12 protein-coding genes and 1 pseudogene are annotated in these 15,263 nt (G+C 53.5%); 6 read left to right on the top strand and 7 right to left on the bottom strand.

Going from position 1 to position 15,263, the window contains the following annotated elements:
* Nucleotides 1–46 precede the first annotated feature (46 nt).
* The 3 genes from DPRO_RS20275 to DPRO_RS18245 all read left to right on the top strand — a co-directional run bounded on the left by DPRO_RS20275 (nt 47) and on the right by DPRO_RS18245 (nt 2,781).
* The gene (locus DPRO_RS20275) at nt 47–463 is read left to right on the top strand and encodes a hypothetical protein (RefSeq protein WP_162291198.1); all 417 of its coding nucleotides are present in this window, start codon (nt 47–49) and stop codon (nt 461–463) included.
* Nucleotides 396–1,463: an IS5 family transposase gene (locus DPRO_RS18250; protein ID WP_097010253.1), complete on the top strand. Its 1,068-nt coding sequence runs from the start codon at nt 396–398 to the stop codon at nt 1,461–1,463. Before DPRO_RS20275 ends, DPRO_RS18250 begins: the two co-directional genes overlap by 68 nt.
* A 343-nt stretch (nt 1,464–1,806) precedes the next feature.
* Nucleotides 1,807–2,781, top strand: a complete 975-nt coding sequence (locus DPRO_RS18245) for a sensor histidine kinase (RefSeq protein WP_097013362.1) — start codon at nt 1,807–1,809, stop codon at nt 2,779–2,781.
* An 83-nt stretch (nt 2,782–2,864) separates the two neighbouring features.
* On the opposite strand, the gene DPRO_RS18240 is transcribed toward DPRO_RS18245, so the two are convergent.
* Entirely contained in the window at nt 2,865–3,578 is a 714-nt protein-coding gene (locus DPRO_RS18240; RefSeq protein WP_097013361.1) for a substrate-binding periplasmic protein, read from the bottom strand.
* 61 nt (nt 3,579–3,639) lie between these two features.
* On the opposite strand from DPRO_RS18240, the gene DPRO_RS18235 reads away from it, so the two are divergent.
* The gene (locus DPRO_RS18235; protein WP_097010253.1) at nt 3,640–4,707 is read left to right on the top strand and encodes an IS5 family transposase; all 1,068 of its coding nucleotides are present in this window, start codon (nt 3,640–3,642) and stop codon (nt 4,705–4,707) included.
* 291 nt (nt 4,708–4,998) lie between these two features.
* Here the strand turns inward: DPRO_RS18235 and DPRO_RS18230 are convergent, their stop codons facing one another.
* A complete protein-coding gene (locus DPRO_RS18230; protein ID WP_097013360.1) occupies nt 4,999–6,546 on the bottom strand; it encodes a glycine betaine uptake BCCT transporter in 1,548 nt (515 codons plus the stop codon).
* 1 nt (nt 6,547) lies between these two features.
* Nucleotides 6,548–7,384, bottom strand: coding sequence for a universal stress protein (locus tag DPRO_RS18225; RefSeq protein WP_097013359.1), 837 nt, complete (start codon nt 7,382–7,384; stop codon nt 6,548–6,550).
* Nucleotides 7,385–7,644: 260 nt separating this feature from the next.
* Between DPRO_RS18225 and DPRO_RS18220 the strand changes: the two genes are divergently transcribed.
* Nucleotides 7,645–9,288 carry a methyl-accepting chemotaxis protein gene (locus DPRO_RS18220; RefSeq protein ID WP_173806817.1) on the top strand — a complete coding sequence of 548 codons (1,644 nt, stop codon included), beginning with the start codon at nt 7,645–7,647 and terminating at the stop codon, nt 9,286–9,288.
* Nucleotides 9,289–9,310: 22 nt separating this feature from the next.
* On the opposite strand, the gene DPRO_RS18215 is transcribed toward DPRO_RS18220, so the two are convergent.
* From DPRO_RS18215 to DPRO_RS18200, 4 genes are all read right to left on the bottom strand, one after another.
* Nucleotides 9,311–10,819, bottom strand: a complete 1,509-nt coding sequence (locus DPRO_RS18215) for an ATP-binding protein (protein WP_097013357.1) — start codon at nt 10,817–10,819, stop codon at nt 9,311–9,313.
* An 11-nt stretch (nt 10,820–10,830) separates the two neighbouring features.
* Entirely contained in the window at nt 10,831–12,006 is a 1,176-nt protein-coding gene (locus DPRO_RS18210) for an MFS transporter (RefSeq protein WP_097013356.1), read from the bottom strand.
* A 135-nt stretch (nt 12,007–12,141) separates the two neighbouring features.
* On the bottom strand, nt 12,142–13,236 hold the full coding sequence (locus DPRO_RS18205) for an EAL domain-containing protein (RefSeq protein ID WP_097013355.1): 1,095 nt from the start codon (nt 13,234–13,236) through the stop codon (nt 12,142–12,144).
* Nucleotides 13,237–13,526: 290 nt separating this feature from the next.
* On the bottom strand, nt 13,527–13,955 hold the full coding sequence (locus tag DPRO_RS18200) for an N-acetyltransferase (protein WP_097013354.1): 429 nt from the start codon (nt 13,953–13,955) through the stop codon (nt 13,527–13,529).
* Nucleotides 13,956–14,130: 175 nt separating this feature from the next.
* Between DPRO_RS18200 and DPRO_RS18195 the strand changes: the two are divergent.
* A pseudogene (locus DPRO_RS18195) lies at nt 14,131–15,186 on the top strand (YifB family Mg chelatase-like AAA ATPase); the annotation flags it as partial.
* Between the last annotated feature and the right edge of the window lie 77 nt (nt 15,187–15,263).

The raw sequence follows: 15,263 nt of genomic DNA, 5'->3' as shown, positions 1-15,263 counted from the left end.
GGTTGACAACTTCAATAACCACTGGCTTAAAAATATAGGTAAAGACATGTCGAATACACAAAATGAAAATGGCCGCGAGTGGAAAAAACTTCGCTCTAGTTATTATTCAGCAGGAAGATTGCTTTATCTACAAGGAATGTTTCACGCTGGGATTCTAATGATGTCGTATGCTGTCGAGGTGAGTATCAAATCTTACATAGTCTTATTTAGACAAAATGAAATTGTAAAAGAATACAAGAAAATAAGGAACAGCCACAACATTGTTAAGCTTGCCAATTTCGTTGAAAGATACTGTGAGTATAAAATTCAAGCTTCTGATGATTTTTTAAAATATGTAACTAGAGACCTCTGCACGGCAAAGCCCACACTTTTACTCTTTAACTATTTGATTTATTATGCTATTATTTCTCCATCCAAAGGAGGAAGGCATGGCTATTCGGCAGAAAGGACCTCGGTTGGGTGATTACTTCCTGGGGCACCGCAGAACCAAGACCACATTTCTGGATGAGATCAACGAACTCATCGACTGGCAGCCCATCAACGCCTTTCTGTGCAAGAAGATCAGGCGCAAGGCCAACGCCGTGGGCAATCCCGCCTATCCGCCTCTGGCGATGTTCAAGATTCTGCTCTTGCAGCGTTGGTACAACCTGAGTGATCCGGGCGTGGAGCAGGCGCTGCTCGACCGGCTCTCCTTTGTCAGATTTACCGGTTTTTCCATCGAGGACGACGTGCCGGACGAGACCACCATATGCCGTTTCCGTAACGGTTTGATCCGCCTGAAGGTGCTGGACTCCTTGCTCGACATGCTTAACCGCCAGCTTGAAGGACAAGGGCTTCTTGTCCGTGAGGGAGCCGTGGTGGACGCCTCGGTAGTCGAGTCGCAGCGGCGGCCGCGCAAGGTTATCGACGTGATGCCTGAGGACCGTTCCGAGGACGCCGAAGAACAGGATGGGCCGGTGGACTGCCGGGTCAGCTATTCGGATGACGAGGAGGCGGCCTGGCTCCGCAAGAGAAATCGGGCCTATTACGGCTACAAGCTCCATGCCGCGACGGACAGTCGAGACGGGTTTCTGCTCTGTGGTCACATCACTCCCGCGAACCATTCGGACACGGGCGAATTCGAGCGGCTCGTGAATGGCGTCGGCCTTGATCCCGGCGCACGGGTTTATGCGGACAAGGGCTATTGCAGCGGGAAGAACCGGGACATTCTGTTTGATCGCGATTTGGAGGACGGAACCATGGACAAGACGCCTCGTGGCGGCAGGCTGACAGACTTCGAAAAGACCCGCAACCGTGACATCAGCAGCATTCGGCAAATAGTCGAGCGGGCCTTCGGCACACTCAAACGTGGCTACGCATTCTTTCGGTCCCGATACGTGGGTCGTGAGAAGGTGGAGGGAGAGTTCCACATCCTCGCCATGGCGTTCAATTTGAAAAAAGCTGTTCGACTGGCGCGAGCCTGAAGGGAGAGGTGCGTCCAAAATCCGGCATTTCGGCCAGAAATGGCAGGAAAAGGCCGGGAATGAGCCCAAGCTGGGGTGCGGTCAGAACATCAAATTGGGTGCGGAGCGCAAGGCACGGACGCGAAAAGGGGATGCGCAGAGGTCTCACATGGGATTATTTTCACACAGACAACACGGTATCAGCCATCTGCTATTTCCTACCTTGTGCGTCTGAAATAGCCACTTATTGTTCGGTCGAAGAAAAAAATCCAAGAATGTGAATGGGTGAGAGCCTACCGACAAGAGCTAACAACCCAGAATATTGCAGCTATTCCTCTTGCCCCATTCATGATAGTATGCCGCCATGAGAAGAGTACTCCAGTTTGAATTGATCCTATATGCCCTGATACTGGTGGGTGGATTTTCCCTGCTGTCATCAATGGATGGATTCGAACGATTCCATGATTTCAGCAGAACCCACGAAGACCTTGAGCTAGACGAAGCCGCACTGATACTGCCCATCGCGCTCATCTGTCTCGCCATCTATTCCTACCGCCGAAAAAGAGAAGTATTTCAGAAAAATAAAGCAATAGAGGATGCACGAAACGAGCTGCAGGAAGCGTATGACCGCATACACGACCTGACGAAATCCAAGGAAGAATTCATGGCCATAGCCTGCCATGAACTCAAAGGACCGCTCGGCGGGGCCATGAGTGCTCTGAAGCTGGTTAGTAAAGATGCGTGCGACAGCCACGCGTATGAAATGGTGGATTTGGCCCGGGAAAGCATGAACAACCTGCAATTGCTCATCAATGACGTTCTTCTCTTTTCCAGCCTGTCGCAACAGCAGGAAATTGTGCGCAGCGCCCCCTTCTCCCTACGAAAGGTTGTGACATCCATTGAGCGGATCACTCGTGTAACCGCCGAATCAAGAGGATTGGAATTATCTGTTTCAGTGGATGACGATGTACCCGAGCGGTTGGTGGGACATGAGGGGTGGCTGCGCCTCATCTGTCTGAACATTCTCGGCAATGCCATCAAGTTCACTGAAGCCGGACGTGTTACATTCACATGCAGCTATCAGAACTCCCCTGACAGTCGGCTTGTCATCTCCATAGGGGACACAGGTCCGGGTATCCCTCTGGAAAATCAGGAGATGATATTTGAGCCCTATGAACAGGTGGAAACATCGCGCTGGAAGAGAAGCAAAGGTGTCGGCCTCGGATTGGCCGTAGTAAAGAAGATCGTCGAACTCCTGAATGGCACCATCTACCTGCACAGCTCTCCAGGGAAAGGCTCAATTTTCACAATCACCCTTCCTGTTGAATCCATAGACTAATTCTCACCCGTTCACAGCTGTGCCATTAGGCACAATCAAGCTATCACGCGGCCTGGCGGCCTATTTTACCACCACAGACAGCCTTACGGGGCTGCTTCAACGGGTTGAAGATGGTTCAAATCTCCCAAAATTCGCTCCATGGTGCCATCGGATTGCATGGATCGGATCGCCTCGGACAACCGAGGAATAAGGTCGACATGCGCCTTGTTCACGACATGGTACATTTTTTCCGAGAACAGCGTCCCTGACCGGCGCACCCCTTCCCCAAGGCCTTCCCCTTTATAGAGTGCCAATGTTCCCGTTTCTGTGAGCAAGGCTCTGATCCGGCCCTGATTCAACATTCGGAGGCCTGTTTTGAACGAATTGACGTAATAAACCTGTTTTTCGTGCTCAGCCATGATCTTGCTGCCGTACATGTCTCCCCGGATAATACCAACCTTGAATTCATGCAGATCATCAATCTGCCTGATTCGATCTCCAGATCGTGTCAGCGCAACATATCGCACCTCGACAATGGGAACAGGGACAGGAACAAGGTTCTTGAACGGGGAGAGGATGGAAAGTGCACGGGCTCCGCTGGCATCGATGACTTTGTGGTCGGCATCGGCCAATTCACGCATTTTGGGTTGGTATCGAAACTCGACCTCGATCCCTACCCTTCGGTACATCTCCGTGACGAGGTTTTCCAGGGGAATGGAGCGACAATCCTTGTCTGAAGCGCATGGCAAACCGACAATATAGGAGCCGGCAACAACACTTCGTGCAGGCAATATAAAAATGGCAATGAAAACAATCATCAAAAGTGAGACCTCTGCACGGCAAATCCCACACTTTTACTCTTTAACTATTTGATTTATTATGCTATTATTTCTCCATCCAAAGGAGGAAGGCATGGCTATTCGGCAGAAAGGACCTCGGTTGGGTGATTACTTCCTGGGGCACCGCAGAACCAAGACCACATTTCTGGATGAGATCAACGAACTCATCGACTGGCAGCCCATCAACGCCTTTCTGTGCAAGAAGATCAGGCGCAAGGCCAACGCCGTGGGCAATCCCGCCTATCCGCCTCTGGCGATGTTCAAGATTCTGCTCTTGCAGCGTTGGTACAACCTGAGTGATCCGGGCGTGGAGCAGGCGCTGCTCGACCGGCTCTCCTTTGTCAGATTTACCGGTTTTTCCATCGAGGACGACGTGCCGGACGAGACCACCATATGCCGTTTCCGTAACGGTTTGATCCGCCTGAAGGTGCTGGACTCCTTGCTCGACATGCTTAACCGCCAGCTTGAAGGACAAGGGCTTCTTGTCCGTGAGGGAGCCGTGGTGGACGCCTCGGTAGTCGAGTCGCAGCGGCGGCCGCGCAAGGTTATCGACGTGATGCCTGAGGACCGTTCCGAGGACGCCGAAGAACAGGATGGGCCGGTGGACTGCCGGGTCAGCTATTCGGATGACGAGGAGGCGGCCTGGCTCCGCAAGAGAAATCGGGCCTATTACGGCTACAAGCTCCATGCCGCGACGGACAGTCGAGACGGGTTTCTGCTCTGTGGTCACATCACTCCCGCGAACCATTCGGACACGGGCGAATTCGAGCGGCTCGTGAATGGCGTCGGCCTTGATCCCGGCGCACGGGTTTATGCGGACAAGGGCTATTGCAGCGGGAAGAACCGGGACATTCTGTTTGATCGCGATTTGGAGGACGGAACCATGGACAAGACGCCTCGTGGCGGCAGGCTGACAGACTTCGAAAAGACCCGCAACCGTGACATCAGCAGCATTCGGCAAATAGTCGAGCGGGCCTTCGGCACACTCAAACGTGGCTACGCATTCTTTCGGTCCCGATACGTGGGTCGTGAGAAGGTGGAGGGAGAGTTCCACATCCTCGCCATGGCGTTCAATTTGAAAAAAGCTGTTCGACTGGCGCGAGCCTGAAGGGAGAGGTGCGTCCAAAATCCGGCATTTCGGCCAGAAATGGCAGGAAAAGGCCGGGAATGAGCCCAAGCTGGGGTGCGGTCAGAACATCAAATTGGGTGCGGAGCGCAAGGCACGGACGCGAAAAGGGGATGCGCAGAGGTCTCAAAGTATGTTGATCCTCATTGCCACCTTGTTGCCCTCCGGTTCACAAATATTTTGCGCGCACAATATCGGGCATAGTATACCAATATGTTTTTTGGGCAAATAGCTTCATCTGTATTTCGTATTGCCACCAATCATGAGCACCTCTTACCTCTCAGAAGGTGGTGTTAATTCAAGGGAGTTGTCCTCTTCGGTTTTGCGCTCCTGGCGGAACTCGTACTGGACACCTCGAATCAGGCAAAAGCACAAGGCAAGCATGATCCCAGTGAAGGGAAGCGCGGCCGCGATAGCCATTCGCTGCAATCCCTCCAGGCCGCCGGTAAAGAGCAGGATCGCGGCTGTACATGAGACCGTCAGGCCCCAGATAAGCTTCTTGGATGCCGGGGGGTTCTCCTCTCCGCCCGAAGTCATCATCCCGAGCACGAAAGTGGCGGAATCCGCTGATGTCACGAAAAAGACGACCAGCAGCAGGATGGTCAGCAGTGTCAGCACATTGCTCAGCGGATAGAATGAATACAGCTTGAACAGGCCGGTGGAGATATCCTGCGCAACGGTTGCCGCTATATTCGCTCCTTCATTGAGTTCGAGATGGAAGGCCGAGCCACCAAACACGCTGAACCACAGGAAGGTCAGCAGCGTGGGAACCATCAGAGCACCTGTTACGAATTCGCGAATGGTGCGGCCACGGGAGATACTGGCCACGAACAGTCCGACGAACGGGCACCAGGAAATCCACCATGCCCAGTAGAACAGGGTCCAATCCTGGGTCCATTGCAAACCACGGAACGGATTGGTGGACAGGCTCATTTCAAATAACGATGCCGCGTAATCGGCCAGTGTGCTGGTCAATATGTTCATTATCATATTGGTCGGGCCGACAAAGAGCATGAACAACAGGATGGTGATAGCCAGCATGATGTTCGCTTTACTCAACATCTGAATACCCTTGTCCAGACCGGTCATGCTGGAAATCAGGAACAGCACCGTGACCACGGCAATGATGATTATGGTCGAAGTGAAGCTCGCCTCAAACGGAAGAACCGAAGCCAGACCACTGTTGATCTGCATGGCCCCGAGACCGAGGGAAGTAACGATTCCGAACACCGTGGCGAATACCGACAGAATATCGATACAGTATCCGGCAACACCGTAAATTCGGTCACCGATCAGCGGGTAGAAACAGCTCGATATGAGCGGCGGCATGCCTCGGCGGAAGGAAAAATAGGCAATGGACAGGCTCATGACGATGTAGATGGCCCACGGGTGGACGCCCCAGTGGAAGAAGCTGTAGCGCATGGCAAATCGGGCCGCCTGTGGTGATCCCGCTTCAATGTACGATGGCGGGTTCAGGTAATGGCTCATGGGCTCTGCCACGCCCCAGAAGATCAGTCCGATGCCCATGCCTGCGGCAAAAAGCATGCTGAACCATCCGAAATAGGAAAAGCGGGGCTTTTCGTGGTCGCTGCCGAGCTTGATATTGCCGTATTTGCTGAATGCCATGAACAGGCTGAAAACAAGGAATATGAACGCAGACAGGAGGTACGCCCAGCCAAAGTTACGAATGATCGAAGCGTGCAGCTGCACGGTCCATGCGTCGAGCTTCTCCGGGATCATCACTCCCGCGAGGATCAATAAAAAGACGATGCACAGGGAGATGCCGAAAACGATATGCTTGTTCCATTGAATATCCCGCATGTTACGCCTCCTCTCCATCGGCTGCCAGGCTGCAATAGCCGGGGATAATGAAGACGCTGCAAGGCGCTTTATGCGGCAATACTTCCGCAGTCGAACCGAGCATCCTGCTCATGGTTCCGGGTTTTTCCGACTTGCCGACCACAACAAGATCCACTTTTTTATTCTTGGCGATTTGAACGATTCGACGACGAATCATGCCGATGGTTTCAATGGTCTCGACGTTGTCATAGGCGTGTGAACATTCTGTCGCCAGTCGCTCCAGATTGTCGACAATCCGCTCCTTCCGCTTTTCCTCGGTGACAGGGTCCGGGGCGCGTTCCCCAACATGCAGAAGATAGAGGGTGTGCGCACTGAAGCGGCTGTTGATGAGGTACGGCATGACTGCTGCGTCCGTGAACTTGAAATCCGTGGCGTAAAGGACGCTCCCCAGATCTTTGGAAGATTTGAACAAGCCGGGATTATAGATGAACGTCGGCAGGTTGGACATGCGTATCAGGTCGGAATCATCGCTGCCCAGCAATGCCTGCCGCAACAACGCCTTGGCGCTCCAGCATATGGCGACGAAATCCGCCTCCACAGAATGGGCAACTTCCATGATCGTCAGGGCCGGACTCCCTGTTCGGATGTGGATTTTGACCGAATACCCAAGGGCCTCGGCTGCGTCACGCAGCTTTCCAAGCCGGGATTCCGCCCCTTCCTTACCCCGGTAGCTCGTATCGGTCCGCACGTGGATCAGGTGAATTTCCGTAGTGCCGTAGTTTTCGAGAAAAGCGATCATCTCCATGAATTTTTTTCTCGGCTCATCCAGATTGACTTTCACGGCCGCGCGTTTCAGCACAGCTCCCCCTTTGTTTGCTGTTTGAAGGTCATCTTCATTCTGTTTGGCGGAGGATACTCATGTATCCGGGTATTCGTCAAAAATTACATATGGTTCTCGAAATCAACCGGCAAAACAGAAACTTAATTGATTGGAACTGGTGGTGTGTGAGTCGGCCAAACAAACAGGTGTTCATACAAAAGAATAATATAATTATAATTGTATCATAGATAAAATCTATGAAGATCACTTTTTCTTTATCAATCACAAAGGGGATCACCATGAAATGGTATCACTCAATCCAATCAAAAATAATGGCCATGCTCATGCTCATGACACTGTTTTCAGCCAGCCTGAGCGGTGTCATCCTGTTTAACCAATATTACAACAGCGAACTGGACAACCTGGAAAAGGCCCTTCGCTGGGGCGTTGAGGCGACACGCGAAAAAATTCAAATGACCGACGTCACCCCATATGTTGAGGGAGGGCCGGGCATGAACGAATTTTTCGTTAACAAGCTTCAGGAAGTGAAAAGGCTGACTGAAATATTCGGCCTGACCTACCTCTACGTCGTAGACAAATCAGACAATGGAAGGTTCCGTTTTCTGCTCGATGGCAGCATGCTGGAAGGTGATCCAAAGCCTCTGGAGATATATGAGGACGCCCCTGCCGAACTGAACGATGCATGGGCATCACGCAGCCTCGTCTACCCCGAAATCTACACCGACTCCTACGGTACCTTCAAATCCGCCTTCCTGCCCGTGGTTTCGGGTGGACAGACCATTGCCATCATCTGTGCTGACCTGGATGTTTCCTTTCTCAGTGAAATCAGAAACAAAGCCATGCTGACCCTGTTTCTGGCCATTGCCGCATCAGGCGTCATAGCGATCATGATCTCCCTGTATTTCAGCCGAAAGGTGCGCAAAGCCGTTGATACCGGTGCAAATATCGCCAAGGCCATCGCTTCCGGGGACCTCTCGGCCAAGGAAGCCCATGAAGGCAAGGATGAAATCGGCGAGATGGTCCGAACACTCGTCACCATGAATGACAAGCTCAGACAGGTGGTGACCGATGTCCGCTCCACGACCGAACAGGTAGCCGGTGGTTCCGAAGAAGTATCCTCCACTGCCGAGACCCTCTCGCAGGGGGCCACGGAGCAGGCATCGTCCCTTGAAGAAGTGGCTTCGAGCATGGAAGAGATGTCTTCCAACATTGCCCAGAATGCGGAGAGCGCCACCAAGACCAAAGAGCTTGCCAACGGTGCGGCCGTCCAGGCCCAGGATTCGGGTGTCGCCGTATCCCAATCCGTGGAAGCCATGCGGGAAATCGCCGATAAGATCGGCATCATCGAAGAGATTGCCCGACAAACCAACCTGCTGGCACTCAACGCCGCCATTGAAGCGGCCCGAGCCGGTGAGCACGGCAAAGGCTTTGCCGTGGTTGCCGCCGAAGTACGCAAGCTGGCAGAACGCTCCGGGGTCGCTGCCGGTGAAATCAGTCAATTGGCAGGAAGCAGTGTGGAAGTGGCCGACAAGGCAGGTGAGATGCTGAGTAAGCTGGTGCCGGACATTAAAGAGACAGCGGTGTTGATCGAAGAAATAGCCGCCGCAAGCAACGAACAGAACACCGGAGCATCCCAGATCAATAACGCCCTCCAGCAACTGGAGAGCGTGGTCCATCAAAACGCATCCGCTTCGGAAGAGATGTCCTCCACTTCCGAACAGTTGTCCGGTCAGGCGGGGCACCTCAAGCAGGTTGTCTCATTCTTCAGGCTGGGGAGTGGCCAAGGCGCGAGAACCGCACCCACCCGACGCGTCAGAGCACAATCCGCACCGCCCAAGCGACTGGCGGCCGCCGCCCCCAAGGCGAGCAGCGGAGTCGCCCTGGACATGGACGACTCGGATGACGGATTCGAAAAATTCTAGCTGACCACGCAAGGCGTGTGCATCAGCGCACGCCTTGCACCCGCTGCTCCTCCTGCCTGATATAGGCGAAGAGCTGACGGGACATGTCGCCGTACACCCGGATTGCGTCCATATTCAGTGGCACACTGACATGCTGCAGCAGAATCCTGTCCTGACCGTCATGGATGTGCGGCATGATACCGGCGAAGAAAAACCCCATGCGCTCACACTCCTCCACCAGATGCGGGCACGCTTTATCTCCGGCCGGAAGGAATGCGTAGACCGCGTCCATCCTGTCGGAGCGGCAGCGGCGCAGTCCTTCGGAAACGTCCTTCACCGTGTCTCCTCCAATGGAATGAACGATGATGAAGGCCACGTTCAGCTCATCGGGCAACGGGAAGACACTGATAGCGGATTCACCCGTGGGTGGCTGTGTTTCAACCGGTCCAAACTCCCGCGGGACCTCCATCCAATCATAGATTTCCGCCACCATCGGCTGGTGATGAGCCGGAATGTAAACCGTGTCAGGCGAACGATCAAAGGCAAAGTAATGGTTCATGACCGACCCCTTTTCCTGCTTTGACGTAGCCAGCTCCTTGGCCTGCATGCCGCTGGCGGCGATGCCCAGCATCAGGCAGCAGGGGCGTGATCCCATCTGCTGCATACCCTTTTGTGAGAAAGTGTGCGTGGTCACGGAACAATCGAAAATCCCTTTGGAGCCTTCGGCCTGCGCCATATCAAACAGGAGCTGGGCCATCTTGAGGGGCAGTCCCGGCGACCGATAGGCCGGATCAACAAATGCCAGCCCCAACTCGGGAACCAGTGCAGACGGATCATGGTACTTGAGACCGGCGTGGCCGATCATTTGCCCGCTCTCCGGATCGACACCCACCACCGACTTGAACTCACCCTTCTTCACCTTCTCTTTCAATTGTTCGAGATCATAGATGAAGGCCTCCTGCGTAAAGCCGTAACAGCGCCAGGCAAGGCGGCTGACTTCTGCCAACTCTTTCTCGCGAACAAGGCGGATTTCCGGTTCCTTGACCGTAGGCCGTTTGCGACGCCGGGCAACAGGCTTGGTGTCTACCAGCTCCTCCGGCAGAACACCGTAGCGAATCTTCTTGGTCAACCGAACTTCCTTGCCCTCCCTGCCATGGACGAAAAGCTCGACGGTATCCATGGCATTTTGCATGAGCAACGAACCCAGTCCGGGCTGGTTGGCGCTTTTGGGATCACCGGGGGTGAACCGCTCGGAACCGGAATGGTCAAAGGGAATGCCTTTCTCGCGAATGGAAATGACCAGACTGTCGCCCTCCACGTAGAACTCGATGTGGATACGCTCATCGCCTTTTATATCACCCGAAAAATGGTCCACGGCATTACAGAAAGCCTCATCCACGGCCAAGGTCACGCTATAGGTCTCTTCCTTGCCGTAGGACAGGGTTTCCGCCACCTGTTCGGCGCAGGATATCGCCGTGCGGACCATGATTTTACGCACTGGAAGAGACAGTTGGGCCAGGAAAAAACGGACAGGAGTGTCGAGAGCGTTCATTGTCACCTCATTCACTGGTTGGAGTTCTTGAGCAGCCCCATGAGGGTTGCGGAAATGATCAAAACAGCAACGCCGACACCGAGTATCGGGCCGGGACCAAGCCCACCGGCCAGAGCCAGACCGCACAACGCAGGCCCCACAAAGAATCCGGCATCAACCATTTCGAGCATCAGATTGGTATTGAGTCCACGGAATCGGGGTTGAGATATGGAGAACATCAGTCCGTTCATGAGCGGTGTGGCCGAGCCGACTCCGACCCCATACACAACAGAGGCTGCGTAAAAAACAAACAGCGAGTCCATGATGCTGATCATGAAAACGCCCAGTCCAAACAGCAGCAGACTGCCCGCAGCCAGCACTCCCTTGTCAAACCGATCGAACAGGGGACCGAAGAACAGCCGGGTGGCGATCATCACGCCGGTGGCCGCCATGAAGAACAGACCGGGATCACCAAAACCGTACATGGTGGTGAACGTCTTCAGGAAAAAGAACATGGAAGAAAACACACTGAAAACCAGACCGTTGGCGATCAGCAGCATGAGCACTTTGGGTTGGCGAAGATTGTCCCACATGCTGCCCTTTGCCGCTTCCGTGGCAGCTCCCGATGGACCGGCGTCCATGGAGCGCAGAATCTTCGATAACGGAAAGAGCAGAAAGGCCGGGGGAGCCATCAGCAATGCCGTATAGCTATAGATGATTCCCTGTGGCACGGCAGCTAGTCCGTTTTCCAGAATATACGGAATGACAGCGTAAGGAAGCAGGGTCATGATGGTGATGATGCCAAATCCCTGACCACTTTTATCCGAAGGCATGAAGACCATCAGCAGGGTCACGGAAGCGGACATGACGGTCACGTACGCCGCTCCATGAAGAAGCCGCAGCAGAAGCAACGGGAACAAGGATTCGATATGGTCATAAAGCAGTAGTGAGACCACAGTCAGCCCCAGCCCCAATGCGACTGCTCGCAGGGCGTTGGCAGGAGCCAGCCGTGCGCTGATGATCGGTCTGATCACCAACGCACTGGCGGAAAAAATACCAATGAGCAGGCCATACCACTGCGGCGGGATGGGAAGCTGATTGAGGAAATCGTAGAAACTGAAAAAAACCGCCAGATTGCTGAAGGCAAAGAGTACGAGGATATTCAGCGTGACAAACCCGAAGTTGAAAAGTGAACGCGGTGCTTCCATGATATGCCTTCTCTACCTCAAGGCACCCCATGGTACAATAGAACATTGCGCTACTATGCGGTTATGAAGCCGAAAATGCCCCGATGCCTTCTCCATTCAGTCCAAAAAGCCACGGAAAACCTCTCTTGAATAGCCTTAGGGGACTTTCACCGGCTCGGGCGGCGCCGACGGCTTGGCGAAGAGAAAACCCTGTATATAGTCGGCGCCTTTATCCAGCGCCCATTGCCACTCACCAACGGTTTCAACGCCCTCGGCAATGGTCTTGACCCCCAAACGCCGGGACATCCTGATAAGGTTTTCCGTAATCACGGCCTTGTAGGGATCGTTGTCCACATCACGAATCAACTCCATGTCCAATTTGACGAAATCGGGCTGGAGTTTGGTCAGCAGGTTCAGTGAAGAGAAGCCCGCTCCCAGGTCATCCAGAGCCACACGGAACCCATGCTCCCTGTAGTAGTTCAAAATACTGAGAAGATGTTCGATATCCCTGACTTCCTCACTCTCAACCACTTCAAAAACAATCTGCTCAGGCGAGATGTTGGCCTTTTCTATGGCCGCGATGGTCGTCTGCAGGCAGTGTTCTGGCTTGTAGATGGTTCCGGGGGTAAAATTGATGAAGATGGTCGTGTCGATATTATGCTCCACGCATCCCTCAATGGCGGCCAGGCGGCACGCCCGATCAAGGAAGAACATCATGTCGGTCTGCCGTGCAATATCAAACATCAAACCGGGATTCACGACTGCACCTTCCTCTGTGCTGGCTCTGGCAAGGCACTCGTACGCAAAAACATCGTGCGGGTTATCCGCTGCAACAATGGGATGGAAATGGGAATAAATACGGTCGTTTTCGAGCATTCCGAACAGCCATTCACCCTGTATTTTGGCAACGATAGCGCTCAACGGCTCCATCCGTGTCAGGTGATGGATCGTGAGGCTCTCATTGTCCCCGAGAACCAGCGCCTTGGTATCATGGCGCTCCAGACTACTGACATTATCCAGAAAGTCGCTGCACAGTCGGCTCAACTCCGATTCATTGAAGCGCACACGAAAAACACCGTCATAGGGCTCGTCGTAGGCAAGCTTCATCTGATCGAAGGCATCAATCAGCGCACGCGTTGTATGGATCATGGGCGGTGCCAGATACAGGAAACCACTTTCAGGAAGAGGGTCGGGCGTTCGCTCGCATCGAGAGCATCCGCCAAGTGAAGCGTTCAGTTTTTCAGCAGTCATGGTATTTTCTCCCAATTCTCCAATGGATCGTCAAGTAGTCGAACGGGTTTCAATCAATAGGAGCATGCACCACATTTGAAACATTTCCCATATTATGAATCGGTTGCTGAGTAATCTTATTATTTTTCAGCACACTTCTCTGATCGTCGGTATTCCAAATTTCTGAAAGCTCAAGGACACCTATCTCCCAAATCAGTTAGGGACACAATGCTCGGGAAGAGCGCACCTTCACCAAGGAATGAGGCTTGCCATCAGCGATGGTATCAAGCGGGTCTACTTCCCTGGATTAATTATTCGGAAGTAAAAAACATGGTGTATTCATGGTGCCCTGTATGCTCGTCTGCCTGTTCGCTGAGCACGGTAAACCCCTGGGACAAATAGAATGCATAGCTTGCCTGATTTTCCTTGTAGACAGAGAGGCTCAATTTCGTCCTCTGGCTTTTTGCATGGTTGAGCAGGCTCGTCCCAACGCCCTGTCCCTGATGTTCGGGTGATACGAAAATCGCCGCCAGCGTTTCCTCATGGAGAGAGTAGAAACCAACGACTTTCGAGTCCTGCTCGTAAACGTAGTTTTCGGATGCCGGGATGTACATATTCCGCATGTTGTCCACTTGGGATTCCCAGTATCCTCCATCAACAAAATCATGTGCCTTGACCGAGGCCCCAAGCCAAATGGCCAGAATGTCTTCAAGGTCTTCCTTCGTATATTCTCGTATCATTTTTCACCTGTGCTTGATCGTACCCGGAGCAGTCCTCCGGCGACGTGACGACATACTGGGTAACAACATCCCTTAAGATCAAAAAGCGGAACATTCATTTGTTCCGTGTTGCACTTGAGCTGTATGGCGAAGTTCTATATCGTAAAACCTTAACTGCAACGCATAGGAATTGCGAATGATTGCCACAGTATCCTGCGCCGCCCTCATGGGCATCGACGCCTTCAAAGTCCAACTCGAAGTTGATTTCTCCCGGGCCGGAATGCCCGCTTTCACCATGGTCGGACTGGCCGAAGGTGCCGTCAGGGAATCCAAGGAGCGCGTTTTCTCCGCCCTTAAAAACAGTGGCTTCAAAATTCCACCTGCCCGCATTACGGTCAATCTCGCTCCGGCAGATGTGCGCAAGGAGGGGAGCGCCTACGATCTGCCTCTTGCCATGGGTATTCTCTGTGGAATGGGACTAATTCCGCAAGAGATGCTGGACGACTGGTATCTGGCCGGAGAGTTGTCTCTCTCGGGAGAACTGAAACCGGTCCCCGGCGTCCTGCCGCTGGCCATGGCTGCACGACAGGGCGGTGGCAAAGGCATCATCGTTCCGGCTGCCAATGCCCGCGAGGGAGCGGTGGTCAAAGAGATTCCTGTTCTTGGCGCGTCCTCCATCGGACAGGTTGTGCGAATGCTGCTGGGCGAAGAGACCATGGAACCGGCTTCGGTGGATATCGACACACTCTGGGCCGAACGGCAGGATTTCCTCTGCGATTTTTCCGAAGTCAAAGGACAGGAGCACGCCAAGCGCGCCATTGAAATCGCCTCGGCAGGCTCACATAACCTCCTTTTTATTGGTCCCCCCGGATCGGGCAAGACCATGCTCGCCAAACGCATCCCCACGGTTCTCCCGCCCCTCCGATTCGACGAGGCGCTGGAAGTCACCAAGATCTATTCCGTGGCCGGCCTGCTCCCCTCGGATCAGGCACTGCTGGTCAACCGTCCGTTCCGCACGCCCCATCACACCATATCCGATGTGGGACTCATCGGTGGCGGTCGATACCCGCAACCCGGTGAGACATCACTGGCTCACCGCGGCGTTCTGTTCCTTGATGAAATGCCGGAATTCAAAAAGTCTGTGCTTGAAGTACTCCGCCAGCCCCTGGAGGACGGCGAAGTCTCCATTTCCCGGTCGCTGGTGACGCTGAAGTATCCTGCTGACGTCATGCTTGTGGCGGCCATGAACCCCTAATTGTATTTTCTTTTGGCCAACATAACATTTTTCATGGCGAGGCACTAAATTTGCTCCAAATGTAGCTTTACAGC

The sequence above is a fragment of the Pseudodesulfovibrio profundus genome (assembly GCF_900217235.1).
Classification (GTDB): Bacteria; Desulfobacterota; Desulfovibrionia; order Desulfovibrionales; family Desulfovibrionaceae; genus Pseudodesulfovibrio; species Pseudodesulfovibrio profundus.
This window is presented reverse-complemented; position numbering and strand designations above follow the sequence as displayed.

Excerpts from the sequence above, each read along its gene's own strand:
- DPRO_RS18250 (WP_097010253.1), top strand. The coding sequence starts at position 396 with ATGCTATTATTTCTCCATCCAAAGGAGGAAGGCATGGCTATTCGGCAG.
- DPRO_RS18230 (WP_097013360.1), bottom strand. The coding sequence starts at position 6,546 with ATGCGGGATATTCAATGGAACAAGCATATCGTTTTCGGCATCTCCCTG.
- DPRO_RS18240 (WP_097013361.1), bottom strand. The coding sequence starts at position 3,578 with ATGATTGTTTTCATTGCCATTTTTATATTGCCTGCACGAAGTGTTGTT.
- DPRO_RS18215 (WP_097013357.1), bottom strand. The coding sequence starts at position 10,819 with ATGAACGCTCTCGACACTCCTGTCCGTTTTTTCCTGGCCCAACTGTCT.
- DPRO_RS18205 (WP_097013355.1), bottom strand. The coding sequence starts at position 13,236 with ATGACTGCTGAAAAACTGAACGCTTCACTTGGCGGATGCTCTCGATGC.
- DPRO_RS18210 (WP_097013356.1), bottom strand. The coding sequence starts at position 12,006 with ATGGAAGCACCGCGTTCACTTTTCAACTTCGGGTTTGTCACGCTGAAT.
- DPRO_RS18220 (WP_173806817.1), top strand. The coding sequence starts at position 7,645 with ATGAAATGGTATCACTCAATCCAATCAAAAATAATGGCCATGCTCATG.
- DPRO_RS20275 (WP_162291198.1), top strand. The coding sequence starts at position 47 with ATGTCGAATACACAAAATGAAAATGGCCGCGAGTGGAAAAAACTTCGC.
- DPRO_RS18200 (WP_097013354.1), bottom strand. The coding sequence starts at position 13,955 with ATGATACGAGAATATACGAAGGAAGACCTTGAAGACATTCTGGCCATT.
- DPRO_RS18235 (WP_097010253.1), top strand. The coding sequence starts at position 3,640 with ATGCTATTATTTCTCCATCCAAAGGAGGAAGGCATGGCTATTCGGCAG.
- DPRO_RS18245 (WP_097013362.1), top strand. The coding sequence starts at position 1,807 with ATGAGAAGAGTACTCCAGTTTGAATTGATCCTATATGCCCTGATACTG.